Genomic DNA, 12,478 nt, shown 5'->3' on the forward strand with positions numbered 1-12,478 from the left:
GGCGGCCGGCCGTGCGCCGTCGTCGGCCCAGGTCCGCCGTCAGCCCCGGCCGGTGCCCCCGGTCGCCGGTGCCGGCGCCCGGTCCTGCGGGAGCGGGCGGCGCCGCAGCAGGGCGGCGAGCAGGGCCCCGGAGACGTTGTGCCAGACCGAGAACACCGCGCCGGGCAGCGCGGCCAGCGGGCTGAAGTACTGGGCGGCGAGGCCGGCCGCGAGCCCGGAGTTCTGCATCCCGACCTCGACGGCGACCGTGCGTCGCACCCGCTCGGGCTGGCGGGTCAGCGCGGCGAGGCCGTAGCCGAGCAGGTAGCCCAGGCAGTTGTGCAGCACGACGGCGGCGAGCACGAGCAGGCCCGCCTCGAGGACCTTGTCGGCGCTGCCGGCGACGACGGCGACCACCACGAGCGCGATGGCGACCACGGAGACCCACGGCAGCACCGGCAGCGCCCGGGTGACCAGGCGGGGCAGGGCGAGCCGGACCACCAGGCCCGCCGCGACCGGCAGCAGCACGATGGTGGCGATGGTCCGGGCCATGCCGGCCCCGTCCACCGGCAGGTAGGTCCCGGCGAGCCACAGCGTCAGCAGCGGGGTGACCAGCGGGGCCAGCAGGGTGGACACCGACGTCATCGTCACCGACAGCGCGGTGTCTCCCTTGGCCAGGTAGGTCACGACGTTGGAGGCGGTCCCGCCGGGGGCGCAGCCGACCAGGATCACGCCGGCAGCCAGGTCCGGCGGCAGCCGCAGCGCCCACGCCAGGGCCAGGCCGAGCAGCGGCATGACCGAGAACTGCGCGACGACGCCGATGAGCACGGGCAGCGGCCGGGTGACGACGAGCCGGAAGTCCGGCAGGGTCAGGGTCAGGCCCATCCCGAACATGATGACGCCGAGCAGCGGGTTGACCCACGCCGACAGCCCGGTGAACGTCCCGGGGGTGAGGAAGGCGACGGCGGCCGCGGCCAGGATGAGCAGGGGGAAGACGGTCACCGCCACGTGGGCGCTGCGGTCCTCGGCGGAGCGGTCGGTCGGCGTCGTCGTCGTGCCCATGGCCGGCCATGGTGCACCCGCGCCCGGCTTCCGGACGAGCCAGATCAGCAGGTGGACCGAGCGGTCGGGCCGGGGCCGGTCCGACCGCCGTCGGGCAGGCCGCTGGCGGGTCCGACCGCTGTCGGGCAGGCCGCTGGCTGGTCCAGCCGCCGTCGGGCACGCCGCTGGCCGGTCCGGACGGGCCCGTCCCGGTCGGGCCCCCCGGCCCGCCCGCAGTCAGTCCCGGGCGTACCGCTCGACGAAGCTGCGCACCACCCGGTGGACGTCCCCGACGACGACGGCGCTCATCTCCCGCTCGACCTCCTCCTGCTGGGCCGGGTCGTAGTAGCCGGCGTCGCGGTAGATCCGTACCCGCTCCAGCAGGCCCGGGACGTCCAGCTCGGGGTGGAACTGGGTGCCGTAGAGGTTGGTCTTGACCCGGAACATCTGGACCGGGCAGGTGGCGGAGCGGGCCAGCAGGACGGCGTGCCCCGGCAGCCGGCTGCACGCCTCCTTGTGGCCGACGAAGGCGCGGAAGGTCGCCGGCATGCCGGCGAGCAGGGGGTCGCTGACGCCCGCCTCGGTCAGCTCGATGACCGGGGCGGAGATCGGCTCGGCGTAGGTGCCGTCGATGGAGGCGCCCTGGTGCCGGCCCAGGGTCCCGATGCCGTAGCAGGCGCCGAGGAAGGGGAAGTCGACGTCGACCACCTGGTCCAGCAGCCCGCCGAGCTCGGTCTCGACCCGCAGCTGGGTGTCGCTCTTGTGCTCGTGGGGGATGGAGCCGGTGAACGGGCTGCCGCCGACGATGATCCCGGAGTACCGGCTCAGGTCGACGTCGGGCAGCGGCTGGGAGTCCAGCCGGACCCGGACCAGGTCGCGCTCGTCGAGGCCGCCGCAGCGCAGGAACGCCTCGTACTCGCTGTCGGCGGCGGCGTCCTCGGGCCGGGAGGCCAGCAGGAGGAACGGTTTCACCCTTTGAGGGTAACCGGGCTTCGACGGTAACCGGGCGCGAGCCCGCGTTGGCTCAGGCTCAGGCGGCGTCGTCCACCGGCTGGCAGCCCTCGGGCGCGACCAGCGGCGCCGCCGGGTCGAGCTGGTCGACCTGCTCCTGGCTGAGCATGCCCTGGTGACCGGCGCCGAGGACGACGTCGACGGACTCGTCCTCGCGGGCGCTGTCGAGGGTGACGACGGCGTCCGGGAAGACCCGTGCCACCGAGTAGGCGGCGGTCACCCCCGCCGGTCCGGTGACAATCTGGACCGTGCCCGGGTAGCTCCCATCGGGCCAGTTGGCGGTCTGGTTGACGACCACGCCGAGGGCGGTCAGGGCGTTGCCGGTGTCGCCCGCGAGCCCGGGCCGGTCGGTGCCGTTGTAGACGTTAGCGGTGACCGAGGCCAGCTCGACCGGCACGGCGTCCGGCGGCGGGCAGGGCTGGACGGCCGCCGTCGTCTCCTCCTCCTCCGCCGAGAACTCCCGGCTGAACGGCGCCGGCAGCAGGCCCGTCCACATGGCGAGGGCGACCAGCCCGACCACGAGAAGCACGGTGACCAGCCCGCCGAGGATCACCGTCTGCCGCTGCTGGAGCCGACGGCGCCGGGCCGCCCGGCGCTGGGCGGCGTCGTCGGTGGAGGTCGCGCTCACAGGCGAACGGTAACGGACGTCAGCCCGGCAGCCGGGGCTTGCCGTCGTCATCCAGCTCCAGGATTCGGGCGTGCAGGACGAGGCGCTGCTGCAGCGCGGCGCGCAGGGCGCGGTGCAGCCCGTCCTCCAGGTAGAGCGTCCCGCGCCAGGCGACCACGTGCGCGAAGAGGTCGCCGTAGAAGGTGGAGTCGGCGGAGAGCAGCGAGCGCAGGTCCAACTCGGACTTGGTCGTGACGAGCTGGTCCAGCCGAACCTGCCGCGGCGGCACTGCCGACCAGTCCTTCGGCGTGGTGAGCCCGTGGTCGGGGTAGGGGCGACCGTCGCCCACGGCTCGGAACATCATGGTCCGATCGTAGGGCGGGCCGGTCGGCCCGGTCGGGACCCGGTGCGGTGGTTCGGCCGGTGGGCCGAGACCGCCGGGACCGACGATGGCGGGACCGCCGGCCGCCGGGACCACCGACGGCAGGACCGCCGACCGACGGCCCGTCCTGGGGGGAGAGGACGGGCCGCCGGGAGGGCGCCCGGCACGGGGTCGTGCCGGGCGGCATGGGGGGCGCCAGGGGCGCCCGGTCGGGCCCGCCGGGACCTGCCCGGCGAGCACGCTGAGCCGGCGGGTCAGCCGGTGACCCGGATGAAGGTCGGGTTGGACATGTAGATGGGGCTCTCGTACAGCGGCGTGCTGGGGTTGCGGGCGGCGATGTGCTGGCCGTTGCCGGTGTAGATGCCCACGTGCCCGGGCGCCCAGATCAGGTCCCCGGGGCGGGCCTCGGCGGCGGAGACGACAACACCGGCGCCGCGCTGGGCGGAGGAGGTGCGCGGCAGGGAGATGCCGACCTGGGCGAAGACGTACTGGGTGAAGCCGGAGCAGTCGAACCCGCCCGGGCTGGACCCGCCGAGGACGTAGGGGGTGCCGATGTACTGCCGGGCGATGTTCACGATGGCCGAGGCGGACGCCGACGCCGCCGGTGCGGGCGCCGGCGCCGGGGCCGCTGCCGGGGCGACGGCGGGGGCCCCGGCGGCGCTGACCTCGGTCGCGGCGGTCGCCCCGCCGGAGCCGGCAGCGGTGGCCGCGGTCTGGGCCGGCAGCGCTGCGCGCGCCTCGGTGCGGGACGCCCGCTGGGTGCTGCGCTCGACCACCGCGGTGCCGCGCTCGACCACTTGCGTGCTGCGCTCGACCGCCGGGGTGCTGCGCTCGACGACGGGCTCGGGCGTCTCGACGACGACCGGGCGGGGGGCCCGGGCCTGGACCTCGTCGGCGACGGAGTCGGCCGACCACTGCGCGCCGGTCGGGGCGCTGACGGTCGGGGTCGTGGCCAGCGCGGTCAGCGCCTCGGCGGTGGCGGTCGAGACGTCGACGTCGGGCAGGGCGGCGTGCTCGCCGGACGGTGCGGCGGCGGCCGACGTCGCCGCCGCCAGCACCAGGCCGGAGGAGGCCACCGCGGCGAACGTCCGGCGCGGACGCATGTTCTGGATGGCCAGCGACACCGGCGTCGACGGTCGGCCCGTCGCGCGGTGGCGGCCGCAGGTTGTGCTCGTCACGATGTGCCTCTCTGGACCGCCGACGAGGTGAGCTGTCGGGTTCGGGCGAGACACCGCCCGGCACGGCCACCGAGGCGGCCGTGCTTAACCCCTAGGGCCCCACTGCGGTGGGACCCGGAAGACCGTGGGTCCCCCGTCCCTGCCGTTCACCCGCTCGCACCTACCCCGGGCAGCGGCAGGGTTTGGCGTCTGCCCGGAGTGCTCCACGGGAGGGTCGGGGAGCGAGCACGACAGTAGCGGACGGGAGGAACCCGTGTCACGGTTTGGTAACGAAGTTGTGCACGGCGTGTCCTCGCCGGCCGGGCTGTGGATTCCCGGGCTCAGGCCTCGGCGCCGTGCGCGCCCAGCCAGGCGAGCGGCTCGGTGGTGTTGAGCTCCTCGTCCAGGTGGACCTCGAAGTGCAGGTGCGGGCCGGTGGACCGTCCGTTGTCGCCGACCTCGGCGATGACGTCGCCGGCCCTGACCTCCTGGCCGACCTCCGCCTTCAGGCCGTCGCTGTACATGTGGTTGTACCAGGTCCAGACCTTCTGGCCGTCGACCTCGTGCTCGATGGTGATGAGCATCGAGGAGCGGCCGTCCTTGCCGGGACCCACGTAGGTCACCACGCCGTCGGCCGCCGCCCGCACCGGGGTGCCGAGCGGCGCCGCGAAGTCGGTGCCGGTGTGCATCCCGGCGATGGGGTAGCTGCGCTCGCCGTAGCCCGAGGTCTTCCGGTAGGTGCCCGCGGGCAGCGGCGTCACGACGGCGGGCCGCTCCGGCTCGGGCTCGACGGCGCCCGCGGCGGTCCCGCTGGCCCCGGTCAGCGCCTCGGGGGGCAGGGCCTGGCGGGCGTTCGCCCGGGACGCCTGCTGCAGCTGGGCCCGACCGTCCGCGCCCGGGTCGGCGAGCAGGCTGGTCGGCGCCGACGTCTTGAGCGCGGCGGCGCCGATGCCGGCGTCGAGCGTGGCGAGGACGCTGGGCTGCACCTCGACGACGGGTGCCGCGGCCGCTGCCTGTGCATCCTCGTGCTGGAGGCCGCCGGTGATGGGCCCGCCGATGGTGAGCAGGCCGAGCGCCCCGAGGGTCACCGCGCGGGCGGCGTGCAACCGGTGCGGCCTGCGGACGGGCCGCGCCGGGCGCGGGTCGCGCAGGTCCCGGCGGCGCACGCCGACGGGCAGGACCTCGGTGGGCGTGGCGTCGGCGGGCGCGGTCTCGCCCAGCTGCTCGCCTGCTTCCGCGTCGGTCACCGACTCCGCGGTGGCCGGTGTCGCGGGTGTCGCGCCGGCCGCCTTCTCCGCGTCGGCGGTGACCGGTTCCGCGCCGGCAGTCCCCGCCGCGCTCCCGTGATCGGGCCGGGCTGCGAGGGAGACAGCTGTGCCGGGCTCGGCCAGCAGATGCGAGGACTGCTGCGGGGCCGTAGCGTCCTCCCGGTCGGCTGGGAAGTCCTGTACCGCCGGGGGGTGCACCGACCACGTCACCGTCCGGCGGGCGCGCTCGGCCTCACGGATCTGGCGACGGGTCAGTGGTGCGCCCGCGGGCACAGCACTGCCTGGCATCAAGCAACCTCCTCGGATGGCCCCGCGGGGCCGACGGTCGGCACGACCGTCACGATCATCGGGTTCCGCGTGGTGGCCGTCCGCCACGCTGAATCATCACGGAACGATAACGACGGCGCCCGTCCCGGGTCCAGCCTGCTCCAGTGTGGCCCGCCTCACCTGCTGCTGCCCGACCCTGTGGATGGATGGCCGATGCTGGACGCACCTGTGCACGGCCGATGCTGGACGCCGCTCGGCGGCCACCTCAGCTGTACCCAACCCAACCGCGGCTGAACTACCTGCACGTATCCCAACTGCGCACGCACGCCGTTGGGCTGACGGGGAACTTCGCAACTTCGGTTGGCAGGTCGCTACCGATCACAGCAGACGACGGGCTACAGCTGGCATGTGGACGTCGAGCGCTTCAGGCGGAGCCCGATCGGTCGGCGTCCAGGCCTCGCCGCCGGCGCTGCACAAGTCTGCGACCTGGCGCACTCCGCGCGCCGTGCTCCTGCCACTGCGACCCGACCATCCCCGAACTGGCTCGGCTGGCACCGTCCGGCGAGCGGCCTCCAGGACTACGACCGTTCGTCTCCGCCGCGGTCATCGGAATTGCTACGCCAATGCTGGATCGCAGCCCTTGCCGAGTACCCGGCCAGGAGGACAAGCACGAGAGCCCATAGCCGAGGAAACGCGAAGGCCCGCACCAGCAGCTCGGCGATCAGAAGGAGGACTGCGGTGAAGGCGAGCTCGGCTGGGAGCTGTCGCATGGATGAGCGGTTCATCTAGACCCGCAGCACGCTCGGAAGGAGCTGCACGGTCGCCGAGCCGTGGACTTCGGCATCACGAGCTCTCTTCTGCCAAACCGTGCCACTGTTGTGCCCTTGTCGTCATTGGTCCGTCCGGACGGTATCTAAGTGGCCGCATCGGGTCAACATGGTTGGGGCTGTTATGGGTATAAAAGAGGACCTGCTGGTGGCGTCCTTGCCTCCTTTGACCGGCCCCCGCGCCCGAGCAAGGGCGCCGACGCGAGCAACGGCCGCCTAGGCGCCGAGGCGCGCGAACTCCTCCGCGGACGTCGACCGCAACCTGGAGCGGAGGCGCGACAGCGCCGACCCCTCCAGTCGGTCGGTCTCTCCGTTCTCCACCAGGTCGATGGCTGCCCACGCGGTCCGCGCCGTCCACACCCGACCCCGTCCGGCGTTCGCCACGCCACGCAGGGCCGAGTCATCCACGAGCAGCACCGGACCCCGTCGCCCGACAACCTGGAGACGGCCCGATCTCGCCAGTCGCTGCGCCTGACGCGGTGTGACCCCAAGCGCTCAGCGGCCTCGCACAGGGTGACCTCCATGACGCATATGGTCGCGGTCGCGACCATATGCGTCTATGACTGTCGCATCCGGTTACGCGAGTCGTGATCGTCCGCTCCTCTACGTACGCGGTGCATGCGCCTCAATGCCGCTCACGGCCGAGGAGGTAGTCGAGCTCCTCGAGCTCGTCGTACAGCGCCAGCTCGCGGGCGTCGAGCGCGAAGTCCGCGGCACGAGCGCGGAAGGCCCTCTCGTCACCGCCGGCGGCCTCGATGATTTCGGCCCGCCGGGCGACGGCTTGGGGCTCCGTAAGTCGCTCGACCACCACTCTGCCCATCGGCCCCTCTTCCCAGGGCAGCCGCAGCCGGGCGGGCATCGCGCTCGTCCTGCCGAGCCGATCGGAGCGCCACGGTAGGTGTCGCCACCAGCACAGCGGGGACGTCCTGCGCCATGGAACGACGGCGGGACGCGGGCGGCCGCTACATCGAACTGCCGCCACGGCTGCTACCCCCGACGGTCCTGCGGTGCTGCGGCATGACGAAGGGCCCGTGTCCTGCGCAGTTGCAGGACACGGACCCTTCGACCGGCGGAGGATGGGGGATTCGAACCCCCGAGGGCTTGCACCCAACACGCTTTCCAAGCGTGCGCCATAGGCCACTAGGCGAATCCTCCGGGAAGCAGCCTCAGAGAGGCGCGGCCAGCCTACCGGAGACCGGGTTGCCCAGCCGAACCGGTGCAGGCTGGACGGCAGGTGCGGTTGCTCACGGCGCTCGCCCTGGCTAGCCACTCGTCCCCGGTGGTTAGCTGGTCCCAGGTGCCCAGATCCTCCCACGTGGCCGGCCGTCGTCGTCCGGCACGCCCGCCGTCCGGCCGCCGTCCGCCCGCCGTCCGGCCGCCGTTCGCCCAGTCGTCGTCGCCCGGCCGGCCGACGTCGCGGCCGCCTCCACCTCCGACGTGACCGGTCGCCGTCGTCCCTGCGCCGGCCGGACCGGACGAGTGGTCCGCTAGACTGCCGGCCGACCCCTCGTGCGGCGTCACCTTGCCGAACTCCCCCAGGGCCGGAAGGCAGCAAGGGTAGGTGAGCTCTGGCGGGTGCACGGGGGGTCCTTGCGTCCCCGTCCACCGCCGGGCCGGGGCCCGGGGCAGCGTGTGGGTGCGCGCGGCTACCCTCGATCCGTGACCACCGCCCTGTACCGCCGCTACCGGCCGGAGACCTTCCAGGAGGTCATCGGCCAGGAGCACGTGACCGAGCCGCTGATGGCGGCGCTGCGGGGCGACCGGGTCACCCACGCCTACCTGTTCTCCGGGCCGCGCGGGTGCGGCAAGACCACGTCGGCGCGCATCCTGGCCCGCTGCCTCAACTGCGCCGAGGGGCCCACGGACACCCCGTGCGGGCGCTGTCCCTCCTGCCTGGAGCTGGCCCGCTCCGGGCCCGGCTCGCTCGACGTCGTCGAGCTCGACGCCGCCTCCCACGGCGGCGTGGACGACGCCCGGGACCTGCGCGAGCGGGCGAGCTTCGCGCCGGCCCGGGACCGGTACAAGGTCTTCATCGTCGACGAGGCGCACATGGTCTCCTCGGCCGGCTTCAACGCCCTGCTGAAGATCGTCGAGGAGCCGCCCCCGCACGTGAAGTTCATCTTCGCGACGACCGAGCCGGACAAGGTCATCGGCACCATCCGGTCCCGCACCCACCACTACCCCTTCCGCCTGGTCCCGCCCCAGCAGCTGCTCGCCTACCTGGAGCAGCTGTGCGCCCAGGAGGGCGTGCGCGTCGGGGCCGGGGTGCTGCCCATGGTGGTGCGCGCCGGCGGCGGGTCCGTGCGGGACACCCTGTCGGTGCTCGACCAGCTCATCGCCGGCGCCCAGCACGAGGAGCTGGACTACGCCCGCGCGGTGGCGCTGCTCGGCTACACCGACGCCGCCCTGCTGGACGACGTGGTGGACTCCATCGCTGCCCGGGACGGCGCCACCCTCTTCCGGGTCGTGGACCGGGTGGTGGAGTCCGGGCACGACCCGCGCCGGTTCGTCGAGGACCTGCTGCAGCGGCTGCGGGACCTGGTGGTCCTGGCCCTGGCCGGGGAGCAGGCCACGGCCGCCCTGCCGGGCGTGCCGGCCGACCAGCTCGACCGCATGCGGACCCAGGCGCACCACCTGGGCCCGGCCCAGCTCTCCCGCGCCGCGGACCTGGTCAACGCCGCCCTGACCGAGATGGTCGGGGCGACCTCCCCCCGGCTCCAGCTCGAGCTGCTCTGCGCCCGGATCCTCCTGCCCGCGGCCGACCCGGGGGACGCCGGGTACGGCGCCCGGCTGGACCGGCTCGAGCACCAGGTGGCCGGCGCGCCCGGCCCGTCTCGTCCCGCCGGCGGCGGCGCCGGCCAGCCCGGCCGGGACGCCGGGCCGGCGGCCACCGGGGCCGGGGCGGAGGCGGCTGCGGGTGCCCCGGCTCCGGTTGTTGTCGCCTCGCCCGCCGACGGCGCCCGGTCGGGTGCCGCGGGCGGTCCGGTGCGCGGGACCACCGGCCGGGCCGGCACCGCGCAGGCCGGGAGCACCGATCAGCCCGGCAGGGCGGACGCCGGGACCGCCGACCGGCCCGGCACGCCGGACGCCGGGGCCACCGACCCGGCCGACAGGGCGGACGCGGCCGGCCCGGGCGGGACCGCGCCCGCCGGGACCGGCGCAGCCGAGGCAGGCGGCGGCCGCCCGGCACCCCGGGCCCACGCGGTGTCCGACCAGGCGCCCGACCCGGCCACGGCTCCCGCCGCAGCCGCCGCAGCAGCGCGCCGCCCCGCCCCCACCACCGGGACCGCGCCGCCGGCCGAGGCGGCACCGGCCACCGCCGACCCCGCCGGGGACGACGCCGAGCTGATCAGGCGTCGCTGGCCGGAGGTCGTGGCCACGCTGGCCCGCCTCAAGCGGACCTCGTGGATCCTCGTCTCCCAGAACGCCCAGGCCGGTGAGGTCGTCGGCGGCGCGCTGCAGCTGATCTTCAGCACCCCCGGCCTGGCCACCGCCTTCCGCGGCGGCCAGCACGCCGAGCACGTCCAGCGGGCCCTGAACGAGTCCCTCGGGGTCCGGCTCCGAGTCGAGGCGGTGGTCCGGGACGCCCCCGGCCCGGCCCAGACGGCTGGCGCCGGCCCCGCCGGTGCCCCCGACGGCGGCGGCAGCGTCCGCGACGCCGCCCGGAGCAGCTGGGGCGGCCCGGCCCAGCCCGCGGCGACCGCCCCCCGCGGTCGCACGGCGTGGCCCGAGCCGGCCGGGCGCCCGGCCTCCAGCGCGTCGGCGCCCAGCCCGGCCGCGCCCACACCGGCCGCTTCCACCCCTTCGGCCTCCAGCCCGTCGGCCCCCACCCCGGGGTCGTCCTCGGCACGGCCGGCCCCCCGGTCGGCCAGGACCCCGCCAGCCGCCGGCCCGTCCGGGCAGCCCACGGCCGCCGACCCCGACGACCCCTACCCGCTGCCGCCCGAGCCGCCCGAGGACCCCGGCGAGTCCCGGACCGCCGACGCCCCCGGCGAGGCCCGTCCCGCCGACGTCCCCGACGGTGCCTGGCGCCGCCCCGAGCCACCGTCCGGTCGACCCACCCCGGCCACCCGGCCGGCCCCGCGGCGGGTCGTCGCCCCGGCCGACGACGTCGCCTCCCTCGACGACCCGGACGCCGAGGGGTCCGGGCTGGTCGGCGTCCCGCTGCTGGCGCAGATGCTCGGCGGCACCGTGATCGAGGAGATCACCATGGACGACGGCACCCCGGGGGCTCCGTAGCGTGGCCGGCGTGTACGACGGCGCCGTCCAGGACCTGATCGACGAGCTGGGCCGGCTGCCCGGGGTGGGCCCCAAGAGCGCCCAGCGGATCGCGTTCCACGTGCTGTCCGCGGACGCCGCCGACGTCGAGCGGCTCGCCCACGCGCTGACCGAGGTCAAGGCCAAGGTCCGGTTCTGCGAGGTGTGCGGGAACATCGCCGAGGACTCGACCTGCCGGATCTGCCAGGACCAGCGCCGCAACCCCACCGTCATCTGCGTGGTGGAGGAGCCCAAGGACGTGGTGGCCATCGAGCGCACCCGGGAGTTCCGCGGCCGCTACCACGTCCTCGGCGGGGCGATCAACCCGATCGACGGCGTCGGCCCGGACGACCTGCGCATCCGCGAGCTCATGACCCGCCTCGCCGACGGCACCGTGACCGAGGTGATCCTGGCGACCGACCCCAACATCGAGGGCGAGGCCACCGCCACCTACCTGGCCCGGATGCTGCGCGGCATGGGCATCCCCGTCTCCCGGCTCGCCTCCGGGCTGCCCGTGGGCGGGGACCTGGAGTACGCCGACGAGGTGACCCTGGGCCGCGCCTTCGAGGGCCGACGGCGGCTGGAGGCCTGACCCGCGGCGTGACCCGGGGGCCTGAGCCGGAGGCGTGGCCCGGGGACGGCGCCGAGGACGCGCCCGACGGCGCCCGGCGGCGACCCGACGGGACGCCGCCGGCCCGGCTGGCCCCGGCCAGCCGGCCCGGGCGGACCCACGGACGCCGCCCGGGCGGCCCTACGGACGTCGCCCGGGCGGGCGCGGCGGGCCGTGGTGGGATGTCCCCCGTGCCCGAGATCGACGTCCTCACCCTGGTGCTGCTCGCCCTGGCCGGGCTGACGGCCGGGTGGGTGGACGCCGTCGTCGGCGGCGGGGGCCTGGTCCAGCTCCCCGCCCTGCTCCTGGTCCCGGGCCTGTCCCCGGTCCAGGCGCTGGCCACGAACAAGGTCGGCTCGATCATGGGCACCTCGGTCAGCTCGCTGACCTACTACCGCCGGGTCGGCCCCGACCTGCGCACCGCCGCCCCGATGGCGCTGGCGGCCTTCGCCGCCGCGGTCGGCGGGGCCGCCGTCGCCAGCCTCATCCCGGCCGAGCTGTTCACCCCGATCATCCTCGCCGCGTGCGTGGCGGTGGCGGCCTGGACGCTCGCCCGGCCCAAGGTGGGCCGCACCACCGCGCTGCGCTGGGAGGGCAACCGGCACCTGGGCGCCGCGCTCGGGATCGGCGCGGTCATCGGCGCCTACGACGGGGTGCTCGGCCCGGGCACCGGCAGCTTCCTGGTCATCGCCCTGGTCGGCGTCCTCGGCTACGCCTTCCTGCCGGCGACGGCGATCGCCAAGATCGTCAACCTCGCCACCAACGCCGGCGCCCTGGCGTTCTTCGTGCCGCACGGCGCCGTCGTCTGGCAGCTCGGGCTGACGGTGGGCGCGGCGAACCTCGTCGGGGGGTACCTCGGCGCCCGGATGGCGGTGGCCCGGGGCAGCGGCTTCGTCCGGGTGATCTTCATCGTGGTCGTCGGTGCCCTGGTGGTCCGCCTCGGCTGGCAGACCGTGGACCAGTACTGGGGCTGACCGCGGGACGACGGCGCCCGGCCCCGCCCGCCCGGCCGTGTCCAGCACCACGCGCCAGCATCCGGGCCGGGCGCCGCCGCGGCCCCGGCGGCGCCCTA

At 75.4% G+C, this 12,478-nt stretch carries 10 protein-coding genes, 1 tRNA gene, 1 other RNA gene and 1 riboswitch; of the genes, 4 read left to right on the forward strand and 8 right to left on the reverse strand.

Annotated features, from left to right (window positions below):
• Positions 1-39: 39 nt before the first annotated feature.
• From MF406_RS02700 to MF406_RS02735, 8 genes are all read right to left on the reverse strand, one after another.
• Positions 40-1,041 (reverse strand): bile acid:sodium symporter family protein, encoded by a 1,002-nt coding sequence (locus MF406_RS02700; RefSeq protein WP_242896483.1) that lies wholly within the window; start codon positions 1,039-1,041, stop codon positions 40-42.
• 216 nt (positions 1,042-1,257) lie between these two features.
• On the reverse strand, positions 1,258-1,992 hold the full coding sequence (locus tag MF406_RS02705) for a glutamine amidotransferase (RefSeq protein WP_242896484.1): 735 nt from the start codon (positions 1,990-1,992) through the stop codon (positions 1,258-1,260).
• Between the two features lie 58 nt (positions 1,993-2,050).
• Positions 2,051-2,659 carry a LytR C-terminal domain-containing protein gene (locus tag MF406_RS02710; protein ID WP_242896485.1) on the reverse strand — a complete coding sequence of 203 codons (609 nt, stop codon included), beginning with the start codon at positions 2,657-2,659 and terminating at the stop codon, positions 2,051-2,053.
• A gap of 19 nt (positions 2,660-2,678) precedes the next feature.
• On the reverse strand, positions 2,679-3,002 hold the full coding sequence (locus MF406_RS02715) for a type II toxin-antitoxin system VapB family antitoxin (RefSeq protein ID WP_242896486.1): 324 nt from the start codon (positions 3,000-3,002) through the stop codon (positions 2,679-2,681).
• Positions 3,003-3,274: 272 nt separating this feature from the next.
• Positions 3,275-4,144, reverse strand: a complete 870-nt coding sequence (locus tag MF406_RS02720) for a C40 family peptidase (RefSeq protein WP_242896487.1) — start codon at positions 4,142-4,144, stop codon at positions 3,275-3,277.
• A gap of 56 nt (positions 4,145-4,200) precedes the next feature.
• Positions 4,201-4,396: riboswitch (cyclic di-AMP (ydaO/yuaA leader) on the reverse strand.
• 122 nt (positions 4,397-4,518) lie between these two features.
• Positions 4,519-5,733 (reverse strand): M23 family metallopeptidase, encoded by a 1,215-nt coding sequence (locus tag MF406_RS02725; protein ID WP_242896488.1) that lies wholly within the window; start codon positions 5,731-5,733, stop codon positions 4,519-4,521.
• Positions 5,734-7,164: 1,431 nt separating this feature from the next.
• Positions 7,165-7,398: a hypothetical protein gene (locus tag MF406_RS02730; protein WP_242896489.1), complete on the reverse strand. Its 234-nt coding sequence runs from the start codon at positions 7,396-7,398 to the stop codon at positions 7,165-7,167.
• 211 nt (positions 7,399-7,609) lie between these two features.
• A tRNA-Ser gene (locus tag MF406_RS02735) sits at positions 7,610-7,694 on the reverse strand.
• A 343-nt stretch (positions 7,695-8,037) separates the two neighbouring features.
• On the opposite strand from MF406_RS02735, the gene ffs reads away from it, so the two are divergent.
• The 4 genes from ffs to MF406_RS02755 all read left to right on the forward strand — a co-directional run bounded on the left by ffs (position 8,038) and on the right by MF406_RS02755 (position 12,380).
• Positions 8,038-8,134: signal recognition particle sRNA small type (ffs, locus tag MF406_RS02740), an RNA gene on the forward strand.
• 64 nt (positions 8,135-8,198) lie between these two features.
• A complete protein-coding gene (locus MF406_RS02745) occupies positions 8,199-10,778 on the forward strand; it encodes a DNA polymerase III subunit gamma and tau (RefSeq protein ID WP_242896490.1) in 2,580 nt (859 codons plus the stop codon).
• Between the two features lie 10 nt (positions 10,779-10,788).
• Positions 10,789-11,388 carry a recombination mediator RecR gene (gene recR, locus MF406_RS02750; RefSeq protein ID WP_242896491.1) on the forward strand — a complete coding sequence of 200 codons (600 nt, stop codon included), beginning with the start codon at positions 10,789-10,791 and terminating at the stop codon, positions 11,386-11,388.
• 200 nt (positions 11,389-11,588) lie between these two features.
• A complete protein-coding gene (locus MF406_RS02755) occupies positions 11,589-12,380 on the forward strand; it encodes a TSUP family transporter (protein WP_242896492.1) in 792 nt (263 codons plus the stop codon).
• The last annotated feature ends 98 nt before the right edge of the window (positions 12,381-12,478 follow it).

The organism is Georgenia sp. TF02-10, assembly GCF_022759505.1.
GTDB lineage: Bacteria > Actinomycetota > Actinomycetes > Actinomycetales > Actinomycetaceae > TF02-10.